30 protein-coding genes are annotated in these 24,390 nt (G+C 67.2%); 17 read left to right on the forward strand and 13 right to left on the reverse strand.

What is annotated here, in order from left to right; translation table 11 throughout:
* The first annotated feature begins 8 nt into the window (after window positions 1–8).
* Window positions 9–1,544 (forward strand): CehA/McbA family metallohydrolase, encoded by a 1,536-nt coding sequence (locus tag EV645_RS31460; RefSeq protein WP_198681973.1) that lies wholly within the window; start codon window positions 9–11, stop codon window positions 1,542–1,544.
* Window positions 1,545–1,613: 69 nt separating this feature from the next.
* Window positions 1,614–2,366 carry a polyphosphate--glucose phosphotransferase gene (gene ppgK / locus EV645_RS31465; protein ID WP_130447676.1) on the forward strand — a complete coding sequence of 251 codons (753 nt, stop codon included), beginning with the start codon at window positions 1,614–1,616 and terminating at the stop codon, window positions 2,364–2,366.
* A gap of 13 nt (window positions 2,367–2,379) precedes the next feature.
* Here the strand turns inward: ppgK and EV645_RS31470 are convergent, their stop codons facing one another.
* Genes EV645_RS31470 through EV645_RS31480 form a run of 3 tightly spaced genes read right to left on the reverse strand, consistent with a single transcriptional unit; the run spans window position 2,380 to window position 5,309 of the window.
* Window positions 2,380–3,021: a phosphatase PAP2 family protein gene (locus EV645_RS31470; protein ID WP_198681974.1), complete on the reverse strand. Its 642-nt coding sequence runs from the start codon at window positions 3,019–3,021 to the stop codon at window positions 2,380–2,382.
* Window positions 3,022–3,043: 22 nt separating this feature from the next.
* Window positions 3,044–4,444 carry a sensor histidine kinase gene (locus EV645_RS31475; RefSeq protein ID WP_130447678.1) on the reverse strand — a complete coding sequence of 467 codons (1,401 nt, stop codon included), beginning with the start codon at window positions 4,442–4,444 and terminating at the stop codon, window positions 3,044–3,046.
* 58 nt (window positions 4,445–4,502) lie between these two features.
* Window positions 4,503–5,309, reverse strand: coding sequence for a PIG-L deacetylase family protein (locus EV645_RS31480; protein WP_242000783.1), 807 nt, complete (start codon window positions 5,307–5,309; stop codon window positions 4,503–4,505).
* Between the two features lie 141 nt (window positions 5,310–5,450).
* Between EV645_RS31480 and EV645_RS31485 the strand changes: the two genes are divergently transcribed.
* Entirely contained in the window at window positions 5,451–6,425 is a 975-nt protein-coding gene (locus tag EV645_RS31485; RefSeq protein ID WP_157997194.1) for a lysylphosphatidylglycerol synthase transmembrane domain-containing protein, read from the forward strand.
* The gene (locus EV645_RS31490; protein WP_130447680.1) at window positions 6,422–7,504 is read left to right on the forward strand and encodes a glycosyltransferase family 4 protein; all 1,083 of its coding nucleotides are present in this window, start codon (window positions 6,422–6,424) and stop codon (window positions 7,502–7,504) included. Before EV645_RS31485 ends, EV645_RS31490 begins: the two co-directional genes overlap by 4 nt.
* Here the strand turns inward: EV645_RS31490 and EV645_RS31495 are convergent.
* Both EV645_RS31495 and EV645_RS31500 read right to left on the reverse strand, forming a co-directional pair.
* Window positions 7,477–8,154: a response regulator transcription factor gene (locus tag EV645_RS31495; RefSeq protein ID WP_130447681.1), complete on the reverse strand. Its 678-nt coding sequence runs from the start codon at window positions 8,152–8,154 to the stop codon at window positions 7,477–7,479. The genes EV645_RS31490 and EV645_RS31495 overlap by 28 nt on opposite strands.
* A gap of 91 nt (window positions 8,155–8,245) precedes the next feature.
* The gene (locus tag EV645_RS31500) at window positions 8,246–9,202 is read right to left on the reverse strand and encodes a cyclase family protein (RefSeq protein WP_198681975.1); all 957 of its coding nucleotides are present in this window, start codon (window positions 9,200–9,202) and stop codon (window positions 8,246–8,248) included.
* A gap of 168 nt (window positions 9,203–9,370) precedes the next feature.
* On the opposite strand from EV645_RS31500, the gene EV645_RS31505 reads away from it, so the two are divergent.
* Window positions 9,371–9,568, forward strand: coding sequence for a three-helix bundle dimerization domain-containing protein (locus EV645_RS31505; protein ID WP_130447682.1), 198 nt, complete (start codon window positions 9,371–9,373; stop codon window positions 9,566–9,568).
* A gap of 101 nt (window positions 9,569–9,669) precedes the next feature.
* The gene (locus EV645_RS41975) at window positions 9,670–9,837 is read left to right on the forward strand and encodes a hypothetical protein (RefSeq protein WP_157997195.1); all 168 of its coding nucleotides are present in this window, start codon (window positions 9,670–9,672) and stop codon (window positions 9,835–9,837) included.
* A 48-nt stretch (window positions 9,838–9,885) separates the two neighbouring features.
* Here the strand turns inward: EV645_RS41975 and EV645_RS31510 are convergent, their stop codons facing one another.
* Window positions 9,886–10,416 (reverse strand): DUF1440 domain-containing protein, encoded by a 531-nt coding sequence (locus EV645_RS31510; RefSeq protein WP_130447683.1) that lies wholly within the window; start codon window positions 10,414–10,416, stop codon window positions 9,886–9,888.
* 276 nt (window positions 10,417–10,692) lie between these two features.
* On the opposite strand from EV645_RS31510, the gene EV645_RS31515 reads away from it, so the two are divergent.
* The 4 genes from EV645_RS31515 to EV645_RS31530 all read left to right on the forward strand — a co-directional run bounded on the left by EV645_RS31515 (window position 10,693) and on the right by EV645_RS31530 (window position 13,670).
* Entirely contained in the window at window positions 10,693–11,175 is a 483-nt protein-coding gene (locus EV645_RS31515; protein ID WP_130447684.1) for a hypothetical protein, read from the forward strand.
* Between the two features lie 5 nt (window positions 11,176–11,180).
* Window positions 11,181–11,993: an alpha/beta fold hydrolase gene (locus EV645_RS31520; RefSeq protein ID WP_130447685.1), complete on the forward strand. Its 813-nt coding sequence runs from the start codon at window positions 11,181–11,183 to the stop codon at window positions 11,991–11,993.
* A gap of 79 nt (window positions 11,994–12,072) precedes the next feature.
* Window positions 12,073–13,035 carry a ring-cleaving dioxygenase gene (locus EV645_RS31525; protein WP_130447686.1) on the forward strand — a complete coding sequence of 321 codons (963 nt, stop codon included), beginning with the start codon at window positions 12,073–12,075 and terminating at the stop codon, window positions 13,033–13,035.
* Window positions 13,035–13,670, forward strand: coding sequence for an alpha/beta hydrolase (locus EV645_RS31530; RefSeq protein ID WP_130447687.1), 636 nt, complete (start codon window positions 13,035–13,037; stop codon window positions 13,668–13,670). Before EV645_RS31525 ends, EV645_RS31530 begins: the two co-directional genes overlap by 1 nt.
* 26 nt (window positions 13,671–13,696) lie before the next feature.
* Here EV645_RS31530 and EV645_RS31535 read toward each other — a convergent pair whose 3' ends face one another.
* A complete protein-coding gene (locus EV645_RS31535; RefSeq protein ID WP_198681976.1) occupies window positions 13,697–14,479 on the reverse strand; it encodes an alpha/beta fold hydrolase in 783 nt (260 codons plus the stop codon).
* 237 nt (window positions 14,480–14,716) lie between these two features.
* On the opposite strand from EV645_RS31535, the gene EV645_RS31540 reads away from it, so the two are divergent.
* From EV645_RS31540 to EV645_RS31565, 7 genes are all read left to right on the forward strand, one after another.
* Window positions 14,717–15,490: a hypothetical protein gene (locus EV645_RS31540; protein WP_130447689.1), complete on the forward strand. Its 774-nt coding sequence runs from the start codon at window positions 14,717–14,719 to the stop codon at window positions 15,488–15,490.
* Between the two features lie 89 nt (window positions 15,491–15,579).
* Window positions 15,580–15,849 (forward strand): hypothetical protein, encoded by a 270-nt coding sequence (locus EV645_RS42395; RefSeq protein ID WP_198681977.1) that lies wholly within the window; start codon window positions 15,580–15,582, stop codon window positions 15,847–15,849.
* Between the two features lie 5 nt (window positions 15,850–15,854).
* Window positions 15,855–16,091 carry a DUF6510 family protein gene (locus EV645_RS43440; protein WP_422386651.1) on the forward strand — a complete coding sequence of 79 codons (237 nt, stop codon included), beginning with the start codon at window positions 15,855–15,857 and terminating at the stop codon, window positions 16,089–16,091.
* 34 nt (window positions 16,092–16,125) lie between these two features.
* Entirely contained in the window at window positions 16,126–16,506 is a 381-nt protein-coding gene (locus tag EV645_RS31550; RefSeq protein ID WP_130447690.1) for a nuclear transport factor 2 family protein, read from the forward strand.
* 32 nt (window positions 16,507–16,538) lie between these two features.
* Window positions 16,539–16,784, forward strand: coding sequence for a hypothetical protein (locus EV645_RS31555; protein ID WP_130447691.1), 246 nt, complete (start codon window positions 16,539–16,541; stop codon window positions 16,782–16,784).
* Window positions 16,781–17,329, forward strand: coding sequence for a peptide-methionine (S)-S-oxide reductase MsrA (gene msrA, locus EV645_RS31560; protein WP_130447692.1), 549 nt, complete (start codon window positions 16,781–16,783; stop codon window positions 17,327–17,329). The genes EV645_RS31555 and msrA overlap by 4 nt, the downstream gene beginning before the upstream one ends.
* Before the next feature lie 253 nt (window positions 17,330–17,582).
* Window positions 17,583–18,251 (forward strand): sigma-70 family RNA polymerase sigma factor, encoded by a 669-nt coding sequence (locus tag EV645_RS31565; RefSeq protein WP_130447693.1) that lies wholly within the window; start codon window positions 17,583–17,585, stop codon window positions 18,249–18,251.
* 91 nt (window positions 18,252–18,342) lie between these two features.
* Here EV645_RS31565 and EV645_RS31570 read toward each other — a convergent pair whose 3' ends face one another.
* From EV645_RS31570 to EV645_RS31600, 6 genes are all read right to left on the reverse strand, one after another.
* On the reverse strand, window positions 18,343–19,116 hold the full coding sequence (locus tag EV645_RS31570) for an SDR family NAD(P)-dependent oxidoreductase (RefSeq protein WP_130447694.1): 774 nt from the start codon (window positions 19,114–19,116) through the stop codon (window positions 18,343–18,345).
* Window positions 19,117–19,189: 73 nt separating this feature from the next.
* On the reverse strand, window positions 19,190–20,170 hold the full coding sequence (locus EV645_RS31575) for a GNAT family N-acetyltransferase (protein WP_130447695.1): 981 nt from the start codon (window positions 20,168–20,170) through the stop codon (window positions 19,190–19,192).
* Window positions 20,160–20,600 (reverse strand): DUF5709 domain-containing protein, encoded by a 441-nt coding sequence (locus EV645_RS31580; RefSeq protein ID WP_130447696.1) that lies wholly within the window; start codon window positions 20,598–20,600, stop codon window positions 20,160–20,162. The genes EV645_RS31575 and EV645_RS31580 overlap by 11 nt, the downstream gene beginning before the upstream one ends.
* Before the next feature lie 72 nt (window positions 20,601–20,672).
* Window positions 20,673–21,884, reverse strand: coding sequence for an MFS transporter (locus EV645_RS31585; protein WP_130447697.1), 1,212 nt, complete (start codon window positions 21,882–21,884; stop codon window positions 20,673–20,675).
* A gap of 226 nt (window positions 21,885–22,110) precedes the next feature.
* Window positions 22,111–23,802: a SulP family inorganic anion transporter gene (locus tag EV645_RS31595; protein WP_198681978.1), complete on the reverse strand. Its 1,692-nt coding sequence runs from the start codon at window positions 23,800–23,802 to the stop codon at window positions 22,111–22,113.
* Window positions 23,803–24,048: 246 nt separating this feature from the next.
* Window positions 24,049–24,309 (reverse strand): hypothetical protein, encoded by a 261-nt coding sequence (locus EV645_RS31600; protein WP_130447699.1) that lies wholly within the window; start codon window positions 24,307–24,309, stop codon window positions 24,049–24,051.
* Window positions 24,310–24,390 lie beyond the last annotated feature (81 nt).

Below are 24,390 nucleotides of genomic sequence, written 5' to 3' on the forward strand. Positions count from 1 at the left end.
TTTCCCTCATGACCGACGTTGCCATGACCGCCATCACCAGGAGAGGCCTGCTGGCCGCAGCAGGCACCGGCACGATCATCGCGCTGGCGCCGATGAGTTTCGCGGCTGCAGCCACCGGAACCAAGACCCAGGTGGTCGACGGGCAGATCGCACCAGGCCCGACTGACTTCGTCTACCTCCCGGTCAACGTCCCGCGCGGCGTTCAGCAGATCTCGGTCAGCTACAGCTACTCCAAGCCGGCGGTTCCGGCCGGTACGCCGGGGAACTCCTGCGACATCGGCATCTTCGACGCCCGCGGCTTCGACTTCAGCGGGCCCGGGTTCCGCGGCTGGTCCGGCGGATTCCGCACCGAGTTCAGCATCAGCCGCACCGAAGCCACCCCCGGATATCTGCCCGGCGACGTGATGCCCGGAACGTGGCACATCGTCCTCGGCCCGTACCAGGTGGCCCCGCAGGGCATGGACTACCACGTCGAGGTCACGCTCACGTACGGCGATGCCGGCGCGAAGTACGTCCCGGCGTACCCGCCGACCAGGGCGAAGGGACGCGGCCGGGACTGGTACCGCGGCGACTGCCACCTGCACACCGTGTACTCCGACGGCCGCAACCTGCCGGCTGACGTAGCCGCCGGCGCCCGCGCGGCCGGGTTGGACTTCATCGTGTCCACCGATCACAACACCAACGCCTCGCACGGCGCCTGGGGTCCGTACGCCGGTGACGACCTGCTGATCGTGACGGGCGAGGAGGTCACGACGCGCAACGGCCACTGGCTCGCCCTCGGTACGAAGCCGGGCCAGTGGGTGGATTGGCGGTTCCGGGCGCGCGACGGCGTCTTCGACCGGATCCAGCAGCAGGTCCACAAGGCAGGTGGCTTGTGCGTCTCGGCCCACCTGTACTGCCCGTGGATCGCCAGCGAGTGGAAGTTCGGCTTCGAGGGACTCGACGCTACCGAGGTGTGGACCGGCCCGTGGGGCTGGGACGACGATGCCGCGGTCTCCACCTGGGCGAACCTGCTGGCCGCCGCGGTACGGGAGAAGAAGCGCTGGCTGCCGGCGATGGGCAACAGTGACGCGCACAACCCCGGCAACGTGATCGGCCTGCCGCACAACGTCGTACTCGCGGATGACCTGACCAAGGACGCGGTCCTCGCCGGGCTGCGGGCGGGGCGGTCGTGGATCGCCGGGTCGGCCGGCGTCGACCTCGAGTTCACGGCGACCTCGGCGTACGGGCGGAAGGCTGGGATCGGTGAGCGTCTGTCGGCGCAGGCTCGCGAGCAGGTCACGGTGAGCCTGCGGGTCAGCGGCGTACCCAACGGCACGGTCCGGATCCTGACGGATGAAGGTCAGATGCTGCAGAGCAGCCTGGACGGCAGCGGAGCCGGGACCGTCACCTGGCTGACCACTCCGCAGGCGGCCGCGTTTGTCCGCGCCGAGGTCCGCAATCCGCTCGCCGACGGCACGCCTGGCCACACCTCGATGGACCCGTCGCTCACCTTCGGCGCCATGGCCGCCTTGACCAACCCGATCTTCCTGGGCCACAACTAACCCAGCCCGGCAAGCCTGTACGGTCGATACGTGTCAGTGGCGGGTGACGGGAGAGATCAGGTGCCCAGCATGAAGACTTCGACCGCTTTCGGGATCGACATCGGCGGCAGCGGGATCAAGGGTGCCGTCGTCGACCTGGAGAAGGGCGACCTGGCCAGGGAGCGGGTGAAGTACCTGACGCCCAGCCCGTCTACTCCGGAGTCTGTGGCCGAGGTCGTGGCCCGGCTCGTCAAGGAGGCCGGGTGGACCGGTGAGCTGGGTGCGACGTTCCCGGCCGTCATCCAGCACGGGGTGGCCAAGACTGCCGCGAACGTCGACAAGAGCTGGATCGGGACCGACGTCGACAAGGTCCTCACCGACGCCACCCACTGCGACGTGACTGTGCTGAACGATGCGGACGCGGCCGGCATCGCCGAGGCCCGCTTCGGCGCGGCCAAGGGCGTCAACGGCGTGGTCATCCTGCTCACGTTCGGCACCGGTATCGGCAGCGCGCTGCTGCTCGACGGTCAGCTCGTGCCGAACACCGAGCTCGGTCACCTCGAGCTGGACGGGCATGACGCGGAGACGAAGGCCTCCTCGGCGGCGAAGGACAATGAGGAGCTGTCGTACAAACAGTGGGCCAAGCGGGTGCAGCGATACCTTCGCCACGTCGAGAACCTGTTCACACCCGACCTGTTCGTGGTCGGCGGCGGCGTCAGCAAGAACGCCGACAAGTGGGTGCCACTGCTCGAACTCTCGACCCCGGTGAAGCCCGCCCAACTCCTCAACAACGCCGGCATCGTAGGCGCGGCCATGGCCGCCCACGAGAAGTTCACTGAATAGCGCGACCCCAGCTTCAACTCTGACGGGTGTCGATCGCGTGGATCGCGGTCCCGATCAGACATAGCCAGGTCAGCGCCACGGTCCATCCGGCCAGGACGTCGGTCGCCCAGTGGTATCCGAGGTAGACACGACTGAGTCCCATCGCGATGCTCAGCACCACCGCCACGATCGCACCGGCGATCTTGACCTTCCGGGAGAAGTTCGAGTACCAGAGCAGCGCGGCGAGCAGCACGAAGAACACCGTGGAGCTGAGGGTGTGGCCCGACGGGAACGAGAAGCCGGTGTCGATGGTGCCGATCACGAGGCTCGAGTCCGGCCGGTGACGGCCGATCAGGACCTTGAGTCCGTAGGTGAGGCTAGCCGCACCGGCCATACCGACGGCCAGGATGACGGTCGGCCGCCAGCGTCGGGTCAGGATCCTGAGCAGCGCGCAGACAAGCACGGTGAGAGCGGTGAGTACAGGCACGCTGCCGAAGAAGGTGATTGTCTGCGCAACCTGGCTGAGGATTGCGGTGCGGTGCTCGATGAAGTTCTCGGTCAGCCCCGGGTCGAAGGCCGCAAGCCCGTCACCTTCAATGGCGGCATCGGCTTGTACGGCGAAAGCGATCGTCCCGAGAACGGTCACCACCAGACCGAGCAACATTCGTCGTGACAACTGACTCACAGCCTTCGGGTGTTCAGGGCAACGGTAGCGTCACGGTGGCTGTTGTGCCGCCGGTGGAGGGAGCGGTCAGGGTGACGCTGCCATGGTGGGCCTTGATGATTTCCTGGACGATCGAGAGGCCGAGGCCGGAGCCTCCACTGGCTCGGGCGCGGCTGGTGTCCAGGCGGACGAAGCGCTCGAAGACCCGTTGACGATCGCTTGCGGGGATCCCGTCGCCGTCGTCCTCGACGGTGACGATGGCTGTGCCGTCGCGCTCGCTCGTGCTGAGTCGTACCGTGCTGTGCGCAGCCGTCGCGGCGTTCTCGACCAGGTTGCGGATCATCTGACTCAACCGGAGTGGATCTCCGACGACCCGCACCGGCTGTACGTCGGCCAGCACCTTGAGGCGCTTCGCTTCCCGCAGTCGCAGGATCTCGGTGTCGACCAGGTCGTCCAGATCGACGTCGGTGCGGTGCATCGGCAACGCCGCGTCGTCGGCCTTCGCGAGTAGGAGCAGGTTCTCGACGAGCCTGCGCATCCGCTCCGCCTCGCCCTTCATCAACCGGTGGAGTTCCTCCCAGGCCTGCCCGCGCGCCGAGGGCTCGAGCACATCCAGGCCTGCGGCGACAGTCGCGAGGGGAGATCTGAGTTCGTGGCTGGCATCGGCGACGAAGGCGCGCTGGGTGGCCTGGCCGGTCTGCAGCCGATCGAGCATCGCGTTCATGGTCGCGGCCAGCCGGGCGATCTCGTCGTCTGTCTGCGGCACCGGCACCCGCTCGGTGAGGTCGCTGGACTCGATGCCCTGCACCCGCCTACGGATCCGCTCGACCGGCCCCAACGCGCGGCCGGTGAGCATCCAGCCCGCCGCGGCGACCACGATCAGCAGTGCAGGGAAGCCGATCGCCAGGTACTCCGTCACGGTGGCAACCGTCGCCCGCTGGGTCGCGACCGACGATGCGACGACGACGGTATAGGTCCGGCCGCCGTACTCGACGCCACGCGCGACGATGAGGAAATCGTGATCGTCGTCCAGCAGCGGCATCTCGCCGACCTCTGCACGCTGGACGGTGTCGGCAGCGGGTCTGAGCTGCGTGAGCGCTGTCGACTCGGCCCTGGCCGACGATCCGGCGACGACCTGTCCGGAGCTGTCCAGCACCTGCACGATCTGACTCGCTCGCGTCGTCTTGGCGAGATCGATGCTGAGCGCCGCGATACCTTCTGCCGACACCTGCGCGGCAACGTCGCCCGCCCGTCCGTCCGCAGCGTCGGAGACCGTGGTGATGAGAGCTCGCTGCAGCAGGAGCAGAAGCAGGCTCGCGCCCAGGGCCATTGCTACCGCGACGACGACGACCGCCGCCGCGGTCGATCTACTCCGAACGCTGGCGCGACGCAGCCTCGAGATCGCGTTGCGCAGCACGGCCAACTGGAGCTCCATCCCCTCTGCCTCTGCCCAGTGTGCTGGACAGTTGCTGAGTGTCGGCTGAGAGACTTGATCAACGCAGCGATGCGAAGACGTCGTCCAGCGGCTTGCCCGGCCGGCGCCCGCGTTCGACGTACCACTCCCGGCCGAGCATCGACGCGAACAGCCACCGCGGCAATCTGAGCAGCAGCGCCAAGGTGCGTGCTCCGTCGTCGGAGCTCGCCTGGCTGGCGTGCGCCTCGAACGACGCGCGTTTCTGCCGCAGATAACGACGTACGTCGACCCGGTGTGTGATCGCGGTGCTGGGGGAGTAGGCGTGATCGTAGGCCGCCGCGGAGACGTCGGGCAGTACGCCGGGGATCACCTCCACAACGCGGATCAGTCGCCGGATCAAGCGGCGGTCGATCGTTGCCTCGAGCACCAATGACGTGCCGGCCCGAGCTGCTGCATACGTACCCACCGCGTGTACCTGCCGGTGGTCCGGATGGCCGTAGCCACCGGCCGGGTCGTAGATGGTCAGGGCGTCCGCCTGCTCTTCCCGCAGCAGCCGGATCAACGGCTCGGCCGCCTCCTCGACGGCGAGCGTGCTGAAGCCGCCTTCGGTCGGTGGGCCGGACGATCCGGAGTCCTTGAAGCCGAAGCGCACCACCCGCGCACAACCCAGCGCTGCAGCTGATCGATCCAGCTCACTGCGCCGGTTCGCCGCCAGTGCGCCACCTGTCCGGTAGGCCTCGGCCGCCGCGCCGGCCTCGCCGTCGGTAGCGACCGCGAGTACGACGCGATGCCCTTCCGCAGCGAGCCGCGCCAAGGTCCCGCCCATCAGCAGGGCCTCGTCGTCCGGGTGCGCGTGGAAGGCCACGAGGGTGAAAGGTCCGGCCACGCTACGAGCCTGACACGTCGATCGTGACGGGGCTAGTTGCTCTCAGCACCCTCTCAGCGCTGGGACACCACTCTGGGAGCGGTGAGGCACATCGAACAGCGGCCTGGAGTGAGGATGGACCGCGCGCGACGGCGGAGGCTGGTGACCTCCATCCTGAGTGGATTGATCACAGCCGCATTGGTGGTCCTGCTGCCACGAGCGGTCGGCGCGACCTGGACCGAGGTCGGAGCGGTGATCGGCCGCGTCTCGCCAGGATCGTTGGCGCTGCTGGCGATTGTGTGGATCGCCGGGCTGTGGGCACATTCGTTCGTCCTGGCCGCGTCCCTGCCAGGACTGACGAAGCGGCGTGGACTGACGCTGAGCTTGACCGGAAGCGCGGTGGCGAACGTGCTCCCACTCGGTGGTGCGGCGGGTACGGCGCTGAACTTCACGATGGTCCGGCGATGGGGCTTCAGCTCGAGTTCGTTCGGCGGGTTCCTCGCCGTGACCACGTTGCTGAACGTCGCGTCCAAGCTCGGTGTGATCGCGCTGGCGTTGGGACTCGTGCCGATCTTGCACAGCGGTTCGGCTTTCGGCTCGGCGAGCCTACTGTTCCTGCCGGTGCCGATCGTTGTCGCTGGAGGGATCTGGATCCTTGCCGACGAGCGTGCGGCCGTTGCCGTCGGACGCCTTCTCGACAAGGTGGTCAGGACTCGGCTCGAGGAGCGGCTGCCGGCGTTGCGACGACTGATCCTCCGGCTGATACGCAGCGGATGGCAGCCGATGACTGTCGGCATGCTGGCATACCTGGCCCTGCAGCTCGCCCTGTTGTGGTTCTGCTTTCAGGCGTTGCACGTTCCTCTCGGCGTACCCGTTCTCTTCACTGCGCTCGCGGTGGAACGCCTGTTGACCTTGGTGCCGATCACGCCGGGCAGCGCCGGTGTCGTCGAGGTCGGGACGACTGCTGCGCTGGTCGCGCTCGGTGGCGATCCGGCCGGCGTTGCGGCGGGGATGCTGTTGTTCCGCGGGTTCACCTACCTGATGGAGATCCCGGTCGGCGGCGTGATGCTGGCCGTCTGGTCGTGGCTCGGGCGGCGGCGTACCGGTCCTGAACGGCTGGAGGCACTGGCCGGATGAGGATCGCGCTCGTCAGCGACTGCTACCTCCCGCGGCTCGGCGGGATCGAGCTCCAGGTCCACGATCTCGCCGTCCAGCTGATCCGTGCCGGCCATGAGGTGACCGTGTTCACGATCACCGACGGACCGGCGCCGGCGGGTCAGGTCCCGGTCGTGCGGTTGCCTGCGTTCGGCGGCCTGCCGCTCCGGGCCGCGGTCGATCGGCTGCGGTCCTCGTTGCCGGCCTTCGATGTCGTGCATTGCCACAGTTCGTTGGTGTCACCACTGGCCTGGCAGGCCGCGCGGCTGGCCCACCGTCCGTTCCTGACGTTGCACTCGTTGCCTAGTGCATCGACTCCTTGGCCGTTGGCGCGTATCGACCGGTATGTCGGCGACGCGCAGTGGACCGCTGTCAGCGAGGCGGTCGCGGACGTACTGCGGAATCTGCTTCCCGGTCGGGCGATCGGCGTACTGCACAACGGCGTGGATCCGGCTATGTGGCGCCAATTCCGTCGTACCGATCACACCCTGACGATCGTTAGCACGATGAGGCTGGTGCGCCGCAAGCGGCCGTTGGCGACCTTGCGGATACTGGAGCAGATCCGCGCGGCGGTGCCCTCAGCTGTTCAGCTTCGCGCCGTCGTCATCGGCGATGGACCACAGACGGCCGCCGCCGCTCGAGCTGTACGGCGGCGTGGTCTCGACGGCTGGGTCGACCTGCCGGGGCGGCTGACCCGCTTCGAGATCCAGCAGCTGTACGCGTCGGCGGACGTGTACCTTGCGCCGGCCGAGCTCGAGTCGTTCGGAGTGGCAGCACTCGAAGCCCGATGCGCCGGTCTTGCGGTGGTGGCGATGGCTTCGGGTGGAGTTGGAGAGTTCGTCCGGCCGGGAATCGAGGGCAAGTTGGTTCACAGCGACTCCGAGATGGCGGCGACCGCAGCCGCCCTGCTGAGCGACCGGGCGAAGTTGTCGAGGATCCAGTCCTTCAACCGGCAGACCGATCCGGCGATGACCTGGAAGAACGTCCTCGCCCAGCATCTTGCGGCGTACTCGACCAGGGTCGCTGAGGTGCGTCAGCCGCCATCCGCATCGAGACGGTAGCCCATGCCGCGGATGGTCTCGAAGGCGTTCCGGCCGAACGGGGCATCGAGTTTCAGGCGGAGATAGCGGATGTAGACCTCGACGACGTTCGGGTCGCCGTCGAACGCCGGGTCCCAGACGTTCTCCAGGATCTGGGTCTTGCTGACCGTCTCGCCCCGGTGACGCATCAGATACGCGAGCAGGCCGTACTCGCGCGGCGTCAGCATGACCTCCTGGCCGGCGCGCTCCACGCGTCGCTTGACCGGATCCAGGACGAGGTCGCCGGCTGTCATGACGACCGGTCGTTCCGGGGCGCCACGCCGGATCAGCGCGCGGAGGCGGGCGACCAGGATCAGAAAACTGAACGGCTTGGTGAGGTAGTCGTCGGCTCCGAGGTCGAACGCGTCGGTCTGGTCGTACTCACCGTCCTTGGCGGTCAGCATCAGCACCGGCGCCCAGACGCCGCGTTCCCGGATCTGTTCGAGCACCTTGTAGCCGTTGAGCTTGGGCAACATGATGTCCAGCACGATGACGTCGTACGTGTTCTCGGTGGCAGCCCACACGGCGTCTTCACCGTTGTGAACAACCTCCACCACGAAGCCGTCCTCCGTCAGCCCATGCCGAACCGTCTCGGCCAGGGGAACCTCGTCCTCGACAATCAACACCCGCATCGCCCCAGTGTCGACGACAGTTGCTGAGAGCAAGCTGAGCACCCTCACCGTGCTATGGGCCATACGGCGGCTGGGTCGCCGCTTGTAGTGGTCAGAAAGTGGCGATCGGGTTGACCGGGCTGCCGGAGGTGCCGGCGAAGCGGACCGGCGCGACGGCGAGGTGGAAGTCCCACTGGCCGAGCTCGGCGGCCGTGGCCGCGCACGCCTCGAGGTCGCAGTTGTCGAGGAGCCACAGGCCCATCGCCGCGAGGCCGACGGTGTGAACGGGCATCGCCAGGTCGTCGTACCCCGACGGCTGGACGTCCTGAGGGGTGTCGGCGCCGATCAGCGCGACCTCGCGTTCCTGCAGCCACGGCAGGCAGGACGCGTGCCAGCCGGCCTGGGTGAAATCGCTGGTCGGCCCGGCCTCGTGCCGGGCACGGCCGTAGCCGGTCCGCAGTAGGACCGCGTCGCCGGGCCGCACTCGCACACCCTGGCGACGCTCGGCCTCCTCGAGATCCTCTGGATAGACGCCCTGGCCCGCCTCCAGCCACGGCACATCGCGCACCTTCGCGATGTCCAGCAGGACCCCGCGAGTGACGATCCCGTTCGCCGCCGCTGTGACTGCCGCCCAGGCCGATCCCGTCGTGGCGTCGACCAGCGAGTGCGACCGCCCGTTGTACATCTGGCCGTCCCAGAAGATGTGGCAGGGTGAGTCGAGGTGGGTGATGGTGTTGCCGTGGAAGAGGATGCCGAGCCGCTCGTTCGAGTAGCCCCAGTGCCGGTCGTTGCGAAATCCGGGCAACGGCATGCTCTCAGCACCCGGCAGGTCAGCGAAGCACGGACACGACGTCGTCGCCCGCTCCATCTCCTCCGGTACGGCAACCTCCCACGCACAAGAAACACTCCGCCCGTGCCGCACACTCCGAGCCGCCGCCAACCGAACGTCGTCGGTGATGTGGTTCAGCGTGCCCAGTTCGTCGTCGTCGCCCCACCGCCCCCAGTTGGACAACGCCTCGAAGTACCCGAGCACCTCGTCCTGAGTAGGCAACGCTCGCCCCACCGCCATCGCATCCACCGCCCCGTCCGGTCGCCAACACCCGCCGACTGGCATAACACCAGACCGACGGGTCAGCCCGGGCAGGGGCCTGTTCCTCACCGAATGATGCCGGCGGTGACGCACAGTTGAATGTTGCACAGGGTTGTGCATGGGATGGTCGGCGCTCATCGTGGAGGTATGAACAGTGCGGATGAGGACCGTGCAATCGGTGAGGTTGTCGATCGGCTCGCCAAGGCGTTTCCCGACGTCGCAGTGGACAAAGTGGCTCAGGTAGTGAGCGAGGCCCGCCCCGAGTTCGAGGAGGTGCCGATCCGCGACTTTGTGCCGCTGTTCGTCGAACGCGGCGCCAAGCAGCGGCTGCGGGGGCTGGTGTAGTCGCAATTCTGGTCAACTGCTTGCGTGGGGGCGTGTTGTCTGGTGGGGTAACAGGCCTTGCGCCGTGAGTGATGCTGACGAGAGGGAGGCGGCCGGTGGCGATGAGCGCGGAAGACCCGCTGCAGGAGGCGGGCGCGGCGTTGCGGCGGGCGGTCGAGGTACTGCGTCACCGCCCGGCCGACGATGTCGCCGCGAAGATGCTGGTCGCGGAGTTTCATGAGCTGCGCAGTCTGACCACCGCACGGCAGAGGCTCGAGAGCCTGACCTGAACGCCGGCTTCATCCGACGCCTACCTCCCTGGCCGTGCCGGGCAGTAGTCAGAGCCGGAACCGGCGGGCGAGCCTGAAGGCGGCGGCCGTGGTCAGGCCGTAGACGAGGTGTGCGCTGAGGTCCTTCGCGAGGGTCACGCGGTCGTACTTCCAGATCGGCTCGTAGAGCTTGGCGGCGGGCAGTACGACGTACCCCGACGCCCAGACGCCGGCGCCGAACGGTATGCCGTACCAGACCCGCGGAGTCCGTAGCGAGCCGGCGAGCACGCCGTACACGGCCGCGTTGGCGATGCCGTAGCCCCAGTGCATGATGTTGTTGACCAGCGCGGCCCGGTCGTCGGGCAACTCGCGCTGCAGCAGACCGTCGTACAGACGTCTCCCGACCTGCGCAGGTGCGGGCGCCTGGTCCCAGCTGTGGATGTCGGCGGAGAACTCCCAGCGCGGGAATCCGCCGTTGCCGCCGCCCTTGCGGTAGCGGAAGTAAAGCAACGCATCCATGGCGATCGTCCCGACCGCGCCGGCCAGGAGACCGCGCGCAATCGCTCCGACCGGCGTCAGGCCGTCACGGTTGAGTCTCATGAGGTCGTCTCCTTCACAGCCGGATTGCGAGGTCGCCGTCGAGATCTCTCTCGCCGGCCGTTGTCATCAACCACGGTGCCCCCTGGCCACCCCACCTCACACCAGTGAACCCACTGGTGTACGCGCGGGTTCGCGCCGTACGGCGTTGTGACTGGGGTGAAAGCCTCGAGCTGACCTGGGGACTGGGCGGTGCACCAGTGGTTTCCCCTGGGGTGATGCATCAACCTGTGGCGGAATGTGGAGTCATCGAAAGGCTCCTAGCCAAAGGAAGACGCAATGACCACCATCCGCTTCAGCGAGACCACCACCTCGACGCCCGCGCAGTTCGTCGCGGCGCTGACCGACTTCGGGCCCGGTCGGGCGCAGCTGTTCGCGAACAGCGCCGACGACTACCTGAAGGTGCACGACCAGGGACCCGGCTTCGCCGACGTCACCGAAGGATCGGGCGGCGTGTGGGAGCGCCTCCACTACAACTGGTCCAACCTGCACCACGTCGTCCTCACGACCACCGACTCCAACGTCTGGGGCGGCGCGTCCGGACACTCCTACACCCTCACTGAGCACGCCGACGGCTCGACCACGATCGACGTCGTGATCGTCCGCGAAGGCAAGAACCTCAAGGGTCATCTGATCGCGACGCTCTTCGCCCTCGGCGGCAAGAGCGTGATCCGCAAGGCGTTCGACAACACCGTCCGGGCCATCGAGGCCCGCAACATCCCGACCACCACCCCCATCACCACCACCAGGACCGAGGTCTGACCACCATGAAGAACTTGATGCCCAAGGCAAGAAACCTGATCCTCGCAGCGCTCGGCACCGCGCTGCTGGCCGGCGGCGCGACCACCGCGCAGGCCGCGCAGTCGTCGCCCACCCAAGCGGCTTCGACCCAGGCAAAGCCGACCATCGTGCTCCTGCACGGTGCGTTCGCCGACGGTTCCACCTGGTCGGAGGTGACCGGACGGCTCCAGCACGACGGCTACACAGTCGTCGCTCCCGCGGTGCCACTCCGCGGAATCGCCGCCGACACGTCGTACCTGAGCGGCGTACTCGCCACCATCCCCGGCCCGAAGGTCCTCGTCGGGCACTCCTACGGCGGCGCGCTGGTCAGTGAGCTGGCCGACACAGCCGATGTGAAGTCGCTGGTCTACGTCGCCGCGTTCATCCCGCAGGCCGGCGAGACGCTGGGTGCGCTGAACTCGCAGTTCCCGGGCAGCGAACTCGGCCCGCAGCTTGTGCCGATCAGCTACCCCGGTGGACTCGACCTCGGGATCAAGCCGGAAAACTCCCGCGCCGTGTTCGCCGCTGACCTGCCCGTCCGTCAGGCAAACGTGTTCGTAGCCGCTGAGCGTCCGATCGCCGCCTCGGCGTTCGACGAGCCGGTCGCCGAGACCGCTCCGGCCACGCTTCCGAAGTACGCCGTGATCCCGACCGGTGACCACGCCATCGCCCCCGCCGCCGAACGCTTCATGGCCAAGCGAGCACACGCCACCATCACCGAGATCCCCGGCGCTTCCCACCTGGTCGCACTGTCACAGCCCGCAGCAGTAACCACCGTGATCGAACGAGCCGCCCGTTGATAGCCCCACCAAAGAGCCGGCCGGAGCATCTACTCCGGCCGGCTCTGACGTCGTAGTGTCGAAAACGGGAGGGATTGTCATGGTTGAGTCGGTTGCACCGCACGGACTGCATCACGTGACTGCTATCGCGGAGGATCCGCAGCGCAACGTCGACTTCTACACGACGGTGCTCGGGTTGCGGCTGGTCAAGCGGACCGTTAACTTCGACGCCCCGAGCACCTATCACCTGTACTACGGAGATGCCTCGGGCCGGCCGTCGACCCTCTTGACGTTCTTCCCGTGGCCCGGAGCGCCGAACGGCAAACAGGGCACCGGTCTGACAACAGCGACCGCGTTCAGCGTTCCACCGGAGTCGCTCGGTTGGTGGCAGCAGCGGCTCCAGACCCTCGGCGTCGACGCAGACGATCCCGTCGCCGCCGGTGATGAGGAGGTACTGAGGCTGCGCGATCCCGACGGCCTGGTGATCGAGCTGGTGGCCTCCGACGGTGACAGCCGGTCCGGTTGGGACGGCGTCGCGGCCATACCGTTCGACAGCGCGATCCGCGGCCTTTTCTCGGTCACGATGACGGAGCAGCTGCTAGACCCGACGGCCGAGATGCTCGACGGCCTGCTGGGGATGCAGCACGGCCAGGACACCAAAGACGGGACACGCTTCGTGATGTCCGGCGCAGCCGAAGGTACGGCGGTGGATGTCCGGCCGAGCAATGAGAATCGCGGAGTACAGGCGGCTGGAACGGTTCACCACATCGCGTTCCGCGCACCTGACGGCGAGACCCAGGCGAAGTGGCGTCTCGAGCTGATCGAGGCCGGCGTACAGGTCACCGAGATCCTCGACCGGCAGTACTTCACCTCCATCTACTTCCGCGAACCGGGCGGCGTTCTCCTGGAGATCGCGACCGACCAACCGGGTTTCACCGTCGACGAACCGCTGCTCGAGCTCGGCCAGCACCTGAAGCTTCCGCCGTGGCTCGAACCGAACCGCGAACAGATCCAGAACACGTTGCCGTCACTGCGCGTGCCGCCAGCCCCGAAGTCCGGCTGATGAGCGAGGACCCGCTCCGTCGCCCGCACATCTGGCAGGCGGGCACGTCCACGCCGCCGCTCCTGTTGCTGCATGGCACAGGCGGTGACGAGCATGATCTCCTTGTACTGCGCGAGCACCTCGCGCCCGACGCCCCCGTACTGTCGCCGCGCGGGACGGTCTCGGAGCAGGGGATGGCTCGGTTCTTCCGGCGGCTCCGCGAGGGCGTGTTCGACGAGGACGACATCCGGCTGCGCGCCGACGAGTTGGCCGCCTTCCTCACCGCCGCGGAAGCGAAGTACGACGTACCAGCTGGTTCCTGGATGGCGGTCGGCTTCTCCAACGGAGCCAATATGGCGTCCGCGCTGCTCCTACGCCACCCTGAGTCGCTCGCCGGCGCGGTGCTGCTGGCCGCGATGGTCCCCTTCGCGGAGGACGAGCCTCGAGACCATGCTCTGACCGGCAAACGGGTGCTCATCGTCAACGGCGACACCGATCCGATGGCCACGCCCACGCAGACGAGCAGGCTGGCCGAGCAACTACGCCGACGAGACGCCGACGTACAGCTGCTCCCGTTCTCCGGCGGCCACACCATCGACCCCGGACAACTTCCCCGCATCAAGAAATTCATCGAGGCCATGGGGGAGGGGACGTAGTGGCTGTCGGATTGGCCCGCGCGACGTTACTCAATTCCCGCGTGGTGTTGTTGGAGGAAGTCGGTGATGGCTTGGGCTGTGGGTTCGGGTTCTTGTTCGGCGGGGTAGTGGCCGGAGTGTTCCAGGACTAGGCCGGTGACATCTGTTGCCAGCGTGCGGAGGCCGTCGGCGACGGCGGTGCCGATTGCGTAGCGTCCGCCGATCGCGAGGACCGGCGTGTGGATCGGGTTCTGTTGGAGGCGTTGGACGTCGGTGATGTCGTCGGCCCTGGTTCGGTAGTAGCCGAGCCCGGCTGCGAGAACGTCGTGCGTCGTGTAGGCGTCGATGTATGAGCGCACTGTCTCCGCATCCAACCCGGCCGGACCGGCGCTCTGGCGGAGGAAGGTGCCGTAGTAGGCGTGTTCGCGTCCGGGGACGAGTTGCTCGGCGAGGCCGGATTCGCGGTTGAACGGCCCGTGCCAGGACGGGTAGTGCGCGGCGCCTGGCACGGGGATGTCGACGTCAATGCCGGGGAGGATCTCTTCCTCGATCACGATCGCGTTCACCGCTTCGGGCATAGCTGCGGCCAGGAGAAGCGCGACCGTGCCACCCCAGTCATGGCCGACCAGCGAGAATCGCGTGAGCCCACGCTCGCTGAGCTCGTTGCCGAGGAGGGCGGCAAGGTCGCTCTTCCTGAAACTGGTTGTGCTCCCCGCCGGCCTGCCTAGCCCGGGCAGTGTGACCGGGACCGGCGCGAAACCGCTGCGACGCAGGAACGGCAGCAGGTCTTGCCAGTGCAGCTCGGTGACCGGCCATCCGTGCACGAGCACGACCGGCCAACCGCTTGACGGAGTACTCAGCGTCCCATCATCCCCACGACGAACTGCCGCGCGTTCGATCCCCCTCTCGGCGATGCCGTCGGACGCGCGGCAGTTTGATCACGCTAAGCGACCTGTTCCACGTCGTCCACCGGCTGCGGCGTAAGGGCGGACAACTGCCTCCCTACAGATCGCCACGTAACGTGACGATTGTTCTGCCCGATGTACTGGCGGGGGGAGGACTTCGAGATGACGCCACGGCCACCGGCAGCACGAGACGACGAGAGCGCCCGATACTTCCTGGACGCGGCCGCCGAACTGATCGACGCGATGTTCGACGACACGATCCGGGAACGTCCGCATCGGCTCCGCGGCATTCACTTTCCGGCCGCGCTCGAGTGGATGCGCGTCAGCGATGTGGTCGGCCTCGCGCAGGAGCGCCACGGTGACGGAGCGAGCGAGAAGGCCTTCCGCAATCGCTGGCCCGACCGCAACACGTTCGTCAAGGCGGCGATCATCCACACGATGCTGTACCACGACGCGCCCGAGTCGAACCCGGCGCTGCAGGTGGCGAACCTGCCGGCCGACGCCACCGCGGGGAGCCTGGCGGTCTCGGTGGCGGAGCTGTGCGACGGGCTCCTGCAGTCGTTGCTGGCCAGGCCGCGCTCCTACCTGCTGCACCACATCGGACCTCTCCTCGACCGGTATCCCGACCTGAGAACGGCGATCATCGAGGACATCGCTCGCACTCGCGAGCCATGGCTCGAGGGGTACGCCGTACTCCTCGCGGCGCTCCGGCTCCAGCTCAGGCCGGGGTGGACGATCGAGCGAGTCGGCCTCGCGCTGCAGGCGATGCTCGACGGGTTCCTGTTCCGATCTCGGATTCAGTCCGAGGAGATGAACGACGCCCGAACGGCGGAGGCAAGCCTGTTCGCCGAGACCGTGATCGCCTTCCTCGTCGGCGTACTCGACATCGACGATTCACACAGGTCGACCCACACAACCCTCGACGAAGCCGGCTGAGGAAAGATCCTGCGGTGGTTGTGACACGGAGGATGTATGGCTAGGAATCTGTTGCTAACTCGGTGCCGTTGCCGCCGCTGGAAGGCCTGATGGGTGTCACCAGGGGGTTCGTCGGCCGTCGTGCCGCGGATTCGTCGCGAGTGCCGCCCGGGCAGTACGTCACGCGGGATTTTCCGGTGCTGTCGGCCGGCCCGACGCCGTACACGCCCCTCGACGAGCTCGAGTTCCGTGGACCGGTCGGCGGCCATCTCGTCTGGGACGACGACCTCGTACCCGTTCGGCTGCTCTGCTCGGCACGCTCGCGCGGGTTGCTGATCTATCGTGGGCGGACCGAACGGTTCGGCGGGACAGGGGTGTGACGAGCATGGAACCTCTCGACGGCAATGCGATGGCAGGCGTCCTGCAAGACCTCTTTGCGCGCGACATGACCACGATGGGCTACGAGTGCCCGGGGTGTCGCGGCACCGGGGTCGTAGCCGAGATGGCGGTGTACATGTCAGGGCCTGGCACGGTGGCCCGTTGCAAGGACTGCGACACGATCCTTGTGATGCTCACCGAACGTCACGGGATGTACTGCGTAGACACGCCTGGAATGGCTTAGATTCGGGCTCAGCCCCTCACCTTGGAAGGCACTGATGACCATTCAGACCCCGCCCGACCCGAGCGCCGCCGACCTGGCGAAGCACCTGCCGCAGGCGATCACGAAGTACCTTCGTGAGTCCGACCCGCAGCACAAGGCGAATGCGCATGACCTGCTGGCGGCCTTCGCGACCAACGCCACCGTGGTCGACGACGGCAAGACCTACACCGGTCACGACGAGATCCACCGCTGGCGGGAGAACGAGGCCAGCCAGTACACCTACACGGTCGAGCTCAGCCACGTCGAGAAGCTCGACGACGACCGCTACGTGGTGACCACCCACCTGGAGGGCGACTTCCCGGGCGGCGTGGTCGACCTCCTCTACCGTTTCACTCTCGCCGACGACCTCATCACGATGCTCGAGATCGCTCCCTGACGCTCGGCTCCGAAAGGTAGAGGTGGAAGGTCATGACGGGGTGGCCGGAGGGACTGGAGCGATTCCTGGCGACCGACCCACATGACGTCGGGTGTGACGATGCCAGGGCCGTTCTGCATCTGTACGCCGAACAGGCCGCGTCCGGCGCCGATGCTGCCGAGCGCTTCCCAGGAGTGGCGTCGCACCTTGCTGCCTGCGAATCGTGCGCGGAGGATGCAGACGGGCTGTTGGCTGCTGTCATCGCTATGGAAGACCAAGAAGAGGAGCACGGATCATGACCAGCGGAGTTAACGACACCGGACAGGTCACCCAGACGCCGGGCGCAGAGACAGCCGTCCTGGCCGGCGGGTGTTTCTGGGGTGCGGAGGACCTCATTCGCCGGCAGCCCGGCGTACTCGCCACGCGCGTCGGGTACACGGGCGGGCGGAACGATCATGCGACCTACCGCAATCACCCCGGGCACGCGGAAGCTGTCGAGATCGTCTTCGACCCGGCGCAGACGACGTACCGTGACATCCTGGCGTTCTTCTTCCAGATCCACGACCCGTCGACGCTGGACCGCCAGGGCAATGACGTTGGCACAAGCTATCGCTCGGCGATCTTTCCGCTCACTCCCGAACAGGAGAAGGTCGCTCGCGAGACGATCGCCGACGTCGATGCGTCAGGGCTCTGGCCGGGCAAGGCCGTGACGACGATCGAGCCCGCGGGGCCGTTCTGGGAGGCGGAGCCCGAGCACCAGGACTACCTGATCAAATACCCGAGCGGCTACACCTGCCACTTCGTCCGCCCGAACTGGGTGCTGCCGCGGCGCACCACCACCTGAGACGCCCGAACGCGGGCGTTCGAGGTGTGGTTCCTGATCTCGGCACGGATCGCGGTGTGTTCGTCGGCGCGCTGATGGGACCATTTGGACCAGTTAGTCACCCAGACGTCGATGGTCGCCTCTGTGGCGGCGGTTGCGGTGATGTGCTCCGGATCACCTGTATTGCGGGCTATTCAGCCGTGCGGTCCGCGGCGAAGGGACCTGGCTGGTGCCGGGTGGACTGTGTGCGAAATGGACTGTATCGTCCATAGTGATGAAGAGTGAAGGTTCCGAGTTGTTGTCGCAAGTGCGGGTCGTCTCTGCGGAGGTGGCCCGGGAGAACCGAGACTGGGTTCGCGACCTGAGTAGCACTGGGGACCGGCGCGAGCTTGCGTGCCGACGGTTGTACGACGTACTCCTGCGAGCCGCGAGGGCGGAGGTCAGGCGGCGGTCGGCCAGACTGCGGCTCGCAGGCCCCGAGGTGGACGACATCGCTCACCAGGCCGCGGCTGATGCCCTACTGGCGATCAGCGGCAAGGTCGAGACGTTCCGGGGTGACTGCAAGTTCACCACCTGGGCCTACAAGTTCGTCATCTTCGACGTGGCGGCCAAGGTCAATCGGCACTTCTGGCAGCGGGCCGGTGTTGCGTTCGACGACGAGGACTGGGAGCGCCTTCCCGCGCGGATCGGGATCGAGCCGGAGGCACAGGCCGAGAGCCGGGATCTGCTGAGCGCCGTACGTCGCGCCGTCGATGAGAAGCTGACGGCGAAGCAGCGGATGGTCTTCGTCGCCCTGGCGCTGAACGGGATGCCCACCGACGTGCTTGCCGATCAGCTCGGTGCTACGCAGAACGCGATCTACAAGATGATGTTCGACGCCCGCCGCAAGCTGCGGAACGCCTTGGTAGACGCCGGCTACCTACCGGAGCAGCAGATCGCGTGAGCTCAACCGGTTGCCGATAGGGCCCCCGTAGCCCTGCAGGTACAGCCCCATCGGTCCGGTGAAGTCGGTGGCCGGCAACGCCTCGTCGGCGTTAGTTGCGGCCGGCCATCACGCCCCCGTCGACGTTGAGAATTGCGCCGGTGATCCAGCTGGCCTCGGGGGAGAGGAGGAAGACGATCGAGGAGGCGATGTCCTGGGCTGTTCCGACCCGTCCCAGCGGGTGGAAGCCGTCGAACTCCTTCACGGCCGCCTCGAGCTTGTCGGCGGGGATGAAGCCCTCGTACAGCGGAGTCGCCACCACTGCCGGCGCCACAGCGTTGACGCGAATGCCGTCGGCCGCGAGTTCCATGGCCAGGTTGTGGGTCAGCGCATGCAGGCCGGCCTTCGCCATCGAGTAGGCGGTCGCCGGTGTAGCCGCCACCGCCTGATGCGCCCACATGCTGCCGATGTTGACGATCGCACCGCCAGATCCGGCAGCCTTCATACCCCGTACGACGGTCTGGGTCAGGAAGAACGTCGCCCGGCTCAGCTCCAGGTACGCGTCGTAGTCCTCCTCGCTGTAGTCGAGGAAGCCCTTGGGGATGAAGAAGCCGGCCGCGTTGACCAGCAGCGTCGCATCGGCATGCTCGGCTGCGAGCTGCGCCTGGACATCCTCCACCTGCTTGCGATCAGCCAGGTCGGCTGTGATTCCCCAGGCCTTGCCCTTCTTGCCGAGCTCGGCGACCGTCTCGTCGACCTTCGCCTGCTGACGCCCGACGATGACGGCGTTGCCGCCTTGCCCGACAACGTCCACCGCGGTCTGCCGCCCCATGCCGCTGCTGCCACCGATCACGATGATCTTGCGGCCTTCGAAGTACCCACTCATAAGGTTCTCCTCGATCTCAGCCGGGTCGGAGTGACCCGGATTCCCTTATATGTGTGCAGATTGGGCGTCGGCCTTACTGGTCGTCGGGGGTGCCGAACAAGTAATGGGAGACGGCCGAATGACGATTCGCGTTCTCGACCGGCTCGGTCGGAAGTCCTCGTCCTTCCAGTTCGTCCCAGGTCGAGTCGGCGATGCGCCACAGGTGACGTGCTATTCGTCCGGCGACTCCCGCATGCGGCGAGTTGGGGTGCGGTCTCGTCGGCGAGCTCCACTGCCGTTTCGCCAAGGCCCGGGCCAGATCCGCGGCGCCGTCGGCACCGTGGAGCGCCTCGAGGCCGGACACGATCTTCTTCTCATGCGACTCGTGCTCAGCCAGGAGCCGCTCGGCCTCCCGCCAGGTCTCGGCTGTGCTGAGGTCCAGGAAGCGTGCGTCGCCGTAGGCCCGGCCCTTGAGCACCCGCAGCGACTGCTCGAACTCCTTGAGATTGGCGAGCATGGCCGCGGCGTCCTCACCGGACGACGTCCTGGCGGCTGTGAGCAGGACATCGGCGACAGCCGCGGCGTGCTGCGCGGCAATGGCAGTGAACTGGTCCGCGATCCGGCGCCGGTCGAACCCGTCGATGCTCGAGTCCTCGGAACCCGCGGCGAGCTCTCTGAGTCTGGAGTGCTGGATGTGAATCAAGTGCTGCAGTGGTTTGGAGCCGCGCTGGATCGAAGGGTGCGAAGGATCGAGGACCACGAGGTACTCCGGATGCCCGTCGAGGAACCGCTCAACCGCAGGGCAGTAGTTCGTGATCCGGACTTCCTCGGCGATGAGGTCGTCGAGGATCGCCTTGATCAGGGCCGTCCCCAGTCCGCGGCCGCGATGCTCGGCTGTGATCTCCGTGTGTCCCAATACGCGCCGCGGCCCGAGGACACGGAAGTCGAGGGTCCCTACCGTCGTCCCTGCCAGGAGTAGCTCGTACCTTCGCGACTCGCCGTTCTCGACCACGGTCAGATTGCGCTGGGAGTCCTCCATCAGGGTTCTCGTCGCCGTGCGCTCTTCAGTTGACATCGTCGAGCTCCAGCGGCTCGTCGTCCACAACGTGGATCGCAGCTTCCTCAGCGCTCGCAGCGCCCGCGTCGATTCCGGCGTCGGCCGCGATGAGCTCTTCCTCGAGATCGAAGTGCGACCCTTCGTCCGGGGCCACGAGGCGACCGGCGCGATCCCGGCCGACCTCCGGGCCGTCGACGTACTCCGTCGGCGTCGCGTAAGGGTCGATGTCCGGATCCTCCTGCGCAAGCCGCTGCTCGAACGTCTCACCCTGCAATGCCTCGGCTGCCGTCGTACCGAAGCCCTCACCGGCCGACCACTTCTCCGGGGGCGAATAGCCTTCGTCGAGAAGGTCGGCGACCCCTCGCCCGTCGAGCGTGTCGGAGGACTGCAGCTGGTCCTCGTCGTCCACGCTGTAACTGCCGTAATACTCCCGACTGACCTCGCTCATTGGTCCTCCCGACCGCGGGCCGGCTGCATGCCGGCTCCTCACGAGAGTTGGTGTCGGCCCCGCCCCGTGTACTTACCCGTCGTGCGGGTTGCGCGCAGCGAAGGCAGCGAGCAAGGTGGCGACGAGGGCAAGTCCGGCGTACCCGCGGGCGATCTCCGGGACCGTGAAGAAGTTGGTGAGGCGCGCGGAGATGAGGCTGGGAATGGTCGCGCCGCTGTAGCTGAGGAGATAGACCACGGCGAAGGTGGGTGCCCGGTCAGACAGAGTGCTGCCGAAGAGCAGGCCCCGGGTTGCGGCGCTGATGGCGATGCCTTGAGCGGCTCCCGCGATGATGGTTGCCGCGATGAACAACGGCAACGTACCGGTGGTGATCGCTGTGATCAGGCCGATCCATCCAGCCAGGAAGGCGATCATGCCGATGCGCTGAGCTGCCGCCGGTGAGAATCGGCCGCCGAGGGGAGCACCCACAGCGCTGGGGAGCATGTACGCGGCGAACACCAGCCCGAGGACGAGCGAGCTCCTGGTGTGAAGTTGATCCGCGACCAGCGCGGGCACGAAGGCCTGGTAGAAAGCACCAGTCGCCCACGTGGCCAGGAAGACGGCGGCCGCGACGGGGAGCAGGTGCCTGACTTGGACCGGTACGCGAACGCTGGGGCGCAGCGATCGCCAACCTCCCGGCGTACGAGTCACGGTCTCTGAGCTGATGCCGACGAGCGCGGCGGACAACAAGAGCAGGCCGATGGCAACCAGGTAGATGAGGTCGCGCGGCCACGGGCCGAACTGGACCAAGGCACCGGAGGCGATGGCGCCGACTGCGAGACCGAGCATGACTGTCTGGCTGGAAGCAACTGACGCCAGCCAGGTCGGCCTGGCCGGTGCAGTGTCAACGATGTACGCCGTGAGGCTGCTGCTGGCCAGCCCAGCGCCGAGGCCCATCAGGAGCCGACCTGCGATCAGGACGCCGATGTCGTGCACGTTCAAGAGGAGCAGGCAGGCGAGTGCGAGCAGTCCCAGGCTGGCGATGGCGACGGGCCGTCGGCCCACGTGATTGGACAGTCGTCCCAGCACCAGGAGTGTGCTGAGAGTCGCAGCGGAGTAGGCGACGACGGTCAACGAGATGCCGGCGTTGGTGAACCCTTCCTCGGCGCGGTAGATGTTGAACAAGGGGATTGTCGCGCCCACCGCGGCGAACACCGCGATCAGGGCGATCACCGCGGAGACGAACGCCAGGCGGGGCGTTCGGTCGCGGCGTCCCAGGTTGATCACCGGTGCCAGGTTTTGCATCGAGCCGTGCCTCTCTCCAGTTCCGAGCGTCGTCGTCCATCTCATCAGCGTCGATCCGCGAGGCGGTCTTACCGAGATCAGTAAGATCGCCGGACGAACGGACGTACACGATGGTTGCCGGCGGCACCGAACAGGAAGCCCTCTACACAGACGCATACCAGAAGCGCGAAGGCACCTGGGTCTGCGTCTCGGCCTGCGCGATCGCTCCAGGGACCTGAACTCCGACTCACTGATCCTTGGCGTCGCCGCGGTGGTCGACCGCCCAGGTCTCCGCTTCGTGGAGGGCCTTCGCGGTCGATTCGCCGACCAGCTCGCTGGCCTCGAAGACCTGGACCGGCCCGGATACGTCCACCCGGTCGGTACGACGTAGCAGCTCGGCAAGGCCGTGGTCCACGCCGCTGAGGTACAGCCGGCCGCCTACCGCATGCAGGGCGGCCGCGTAGTCGGCCAGAACCTTTACGAATGTCGCACCGGCGGCTGTCCGGCCACGAAGCCGGAGTACGACGGCGGGTGCCTCGGCGCCGGCCGGGTCGGGCAGGTGGGCGCCGAGCGTGCGGGAACCCGCATAGAGCAGGCTGCCGTACACGTCGAGCACGATCGTGTGATGGCTCGTCAGCGACTGGGGTGCCGCCTGCTCGATCCACCGGCCCTCGCCGGCGGGCTTCAGCTCGACGACCTTGAGATCCATCGCTTCTTGGTTGAGCTGGAGCAGCAGCGACAGCGTCACGCCGATCCCGACGGCGGCGGCGACCGGAAGGAACAACGTCGCGAGGAAGGTCGAGATGATCGCGATCTGCGAGGTCGGTCCAGTGCGCAGGATCGTCTTCAACTCGCCCGGCCTGAGCGAACCGGCGGCCGCAAAGACGAGTACTGCCGCCAGGGTGGGCATCGCGACAAGTCCGACCACGCCGGAGAAGGCCGCCAGGATGACCAGCATCCACAGTCCCGAAAAGATCGCCGCCCACCTGGTGCGGCCGCCGACTGCCTGGTTCAGAGCGGTCTGGCCGACTGAGCCGCCGACCGGTTGACCGCGGAAGAAGCCGGCCGCGAGGTTGCCGACGCCCTGGGCGATGAAATCCTGGTTCGGGTTGGAAACGGTTCCGTCGCGATTGGGTGCGGCTTCGGCGACCCCACTGCCCTGGACGAGAACGATGGCGGCGACGGCCAGCGCTCCGGTCACCAGTGGAAACGACAGCAGGCTGAGGCTGGGGAGGTGGGGCAACGGAACACCGCTCGGAATCTGCCCGACGTCTTCCACACGTGCCACCGAATCGGCACCGACGATCAGCACAATCGCAGTCGGGACAACCAGCGCGACCAGTGCGCTCACCGCTCTGAGCCTCGTCCGGGACAGGCCGACGAGGATTCCGAGGGCCGTCAGGCCGGTCAGCAGGGACGCGACGTCGATCCGCGATGGATGGAGTACGACGTCTATCGCCTTGGCCAGCGCGAATTCTCCGGTGGCCTTCGCGCCGGTGAGGTCGGGGATCTGGCCGAAGAAGATGTTGGCCGAGATCCCGGTCAGGAAGCCGATCATGACCGAGTGCGACACGAACCGCGTGTAACGCCCCAGTCGTGCGATCCCCGCCACGATCATCGCCACGCCGGCGATGATCGTCAGCAGGACCAGCGCGTCCGGCCGGTCCGCGGGATCGACTCCTTCCAGCGCCGAGCCGGCCGCCAGTGCCGCCGCGGTGGTCGTGGTGATCACCATCAGCCGGGTACTCGAGGTCAGCCCGCCCGCGATCGGAGCGGCGAAACTCGCATACAGGCCGTGGATCGGGTTCACTCCGACCAGTACGGCGGCTGCCATCCCGTCCGGCACGCTGCTGATCGCGCCCGGCAGACCGGCGACCACATCGGCACGCAGGTTCGGCCGCTCCGACCGCAGGTAACGGAGTACGGGATGTGCGCCCACCGAGCACTCCTCACGCCAGGACTGGTTGTCGAGCGTAGGGAGCGGCGTCCGGCGGAACCTCATCCCGGCGGGACGATCCGAGCGGTCGGGACGAGATCGTCCACCAGGGATGAGGCGCAGTGGTCCGGGCGGACCTAGCGTCGAATGGGCAGGGCTCTTGGCGTCATCCTCTGAGGGGCGGATGGCGCCAAGAGCCGAAACCCGTTGTAGGACAGCAAAATCGTGCGTGCGTCCTGGAAGAAGTCGTCATTCCGGAGCAAGGTCGTGGGACTGCGGTGGATCGTCGATCTCCGCACGGCGCGCGGCCGCGCTCTCGACGACGTCAGCTGCTACGACATCGACCGAGCGGCCGAGATACTCCGCCAGCACGAACAGCAGCGTTCGCGCCTCGGCCGGCTCGATCTGGTGATACTCGGCCAGAACGCCGATTGCCTGCTCTCTGAGCGCGGCCGTCTCCACGCTGTCGGCGAGTGAAGGATCTACCTCGTCGCCGGGGTCGGAACCCATGTATACAAGCCCTCTGACTTCCCGTGCCGACGCGGCACTCTCGGGACCACCGCTTCGACTGTACTCCAAAACGGTTAACCC

It is taken from the genome of Kribbella rubisoli, assembly GCF_004217145.1.
Taxonomy (GTDB): Bacteria; Actinomycetota; Actinomycetes; order Propionibacteriales; family Kribbellaceae; genus Kribbella; species Kribbella rubisoli.

Excerpts from the sequence above, each read along its gene's own strand:
- EV645_RS31460 (WP_198681973.1), top strand. The coding sequence starts at position 9 with ATGACCGACGTTGCCATGACCGCCATCACCAGGAGAGGCCTGCTGGCC.
- ppgK (WP_130447676.1), top strand. The coding sequence starts at position 1,614 with ATGAAGACTTCGACCGCTTTCGGGATCGACATCGGCGGCAGCGGGATC.
- EV645_RS31475 (WP_130447678.1), bottom strand. The coding sequence starts at position 4,444 with ATGGAGCTCCAGTTGGCCGTGCTGCGCAACGCGATCTCGAGGCTGCGT.
- EV645_RS31490 (WP_130447680.1), top strand. The coding sequence starts at position 6,422 with ATGAGGATCGCGCTCGTCAGCGACTGCTACCTCCCGCGGCTCGGCGGG.
- EV645_RS31495 (WP_130447681.1), bottom strand. The coding sequence starts at position 8,154 with ATGCGGGTGTTGATTGTCGAGGACGAGGTTCCCCTGGCCGAGACGGTT.
- EV645_RS31500 (WP_198681975.1), bottom strand. The coding sequence starts at position 9,202 with ATGGCGGTGGGGCGAGCGTTGCCTACTCAGGACGAGGTGCTCGGGTAC.
- EV645_RS31505 (WP_130447682.1), top strand. The coding sequence starts at position 9,371 with ATGAACAGTGCGGATGAGGACCGTGCAATCGGTGAGGTTGTCGATCGG.
- EV645_RS41975 (WP_157997195.1), top strand. The coding sequence starts at position 9,670 with ATGAGCGCGGAAGACCCGCTGCAGGAGGCGGGCGCGGCGTTGCGGCGG.
- EV645_RS31510 (WP_130447683.1), bottom strand. The coding sequence starts at position 10,416 with ATGAGACTCAACCGTGACGGCCTGACGCCGGTCGGAGCGATTGCGCGC.
- EV645_RS31515 (WP_130447684.1), top strand. The coding sequence starts at position 10,693 with ATGACCACCATCCGCTTCAGCGAGACCACCACCTCGACGCCCGCGCAG.
- EV645_RS31520 (WP_130447685.1), top strand. The coding sequence starts at position 11,181 with ATGAAGAACTTGATGCCCAAGGCAAGAAACCTGATCCTCGCAGCGCTC.
- EV645_RS31525 (WP_130447686.1), top strand. The coding sequence starts at position 12,073 with ATGGTTGAGTCGGTTGCACCGCACGGACTGCATCACGTGACTGCTATC.
- EV645_RS31530 (WP_130447687.1), top strand. The coding sequence starts at position 13,035 with ATGAGCGAGGACCCGCTCCGTCGCCCGCACATCTGGCAGGCGGGCACG.
- EV645_RS31540 (WP_130447689.1), top strand. The coding sequence starts at position 14,717 with ATGACGCCACGGCCACCGGCAGCACGAGACGACGAGAGCGCCCGATAC.
- EV645_RS42395 (WP_198681977.1), top strand. The coding sequence starts at position 15,580 with ATGGGTGTCACCAGGGGGTTCGTCGGCCGTCGTGCCGCGGATTCGTCG.
- EV645_RS43440 (WP_422386651.1), top strand. The coding sequence starts at position 15,855 with ATGGAACCTCTCGACGGCAATGCGATGGCAGGCGTCCTGCAAGACCTC.
- EV645_RS31550 (WP_130447690.1), top strand. The coding sequence starts at position 16,126 with ATGACCATTCAGACCCCGCCCGACCCGAGCGCCGCCGACCTGGCGAAG.
- EV645_RS31555 (WP_130447691.1), top strand. The coding sequence starts at position 16,539 with ATGACGGGGTGGCCGGAGGGACTGGAGCGATTCCTGGCGACCGACCCA.
- msrA (WP_130447692.1), top strand. The coding sequence starts at position 16,781 with ATGACCAGCGGAGTTAACGACACCGGACAGGTCACCCAGACGCCGGGC.
- EV645_RS31565 (WP_130447693.1), top strand. The coding sequence starts at position 17,583 with ATGAAGAGTGAAGGTTCCGAGTTGTTGTCGCAAGTGCGGGTCGTCTCT.
- EV645_RS31570 (WP_130447694.1), bottom strand. The coding sequence starts at position 19,116 with ATGAGTGGGTACTTCGAAGGCCGCAAGATCATCGTGATCGGTGGCAGC.
- EV645_RS31575 (WP_130447695.1), bottom strand. The coding sequence starts at position 20,170 with ATGTCAACTGAAGAGCGCACGGCGACGAGAACCCTGATGGAGGACTCC.
- EV645_RS31580 (WP_130447696.1), bottom strand. The coding sequence starts at position 20,600 with ATGAGCGAGGTCAGTCGGGAGTATTACGGCAGTTACAGCGTGGACGAC.
- EV645_RS31585 (WP_130447697.1), bottom strand. The coding sequence starts at position 21,884 with ATGCAAAACCTGGCACCGGTGATCAACCTGGGACGCCGCGACCGAACG.
- EV645_RS31600 (WP_130447699.1), bottom strand. The coding sequence starts at position 24,309 with ATGGGTTCCGACCCCGGCGACGAGGTAGATCCTTCACTCGCCGACAGC.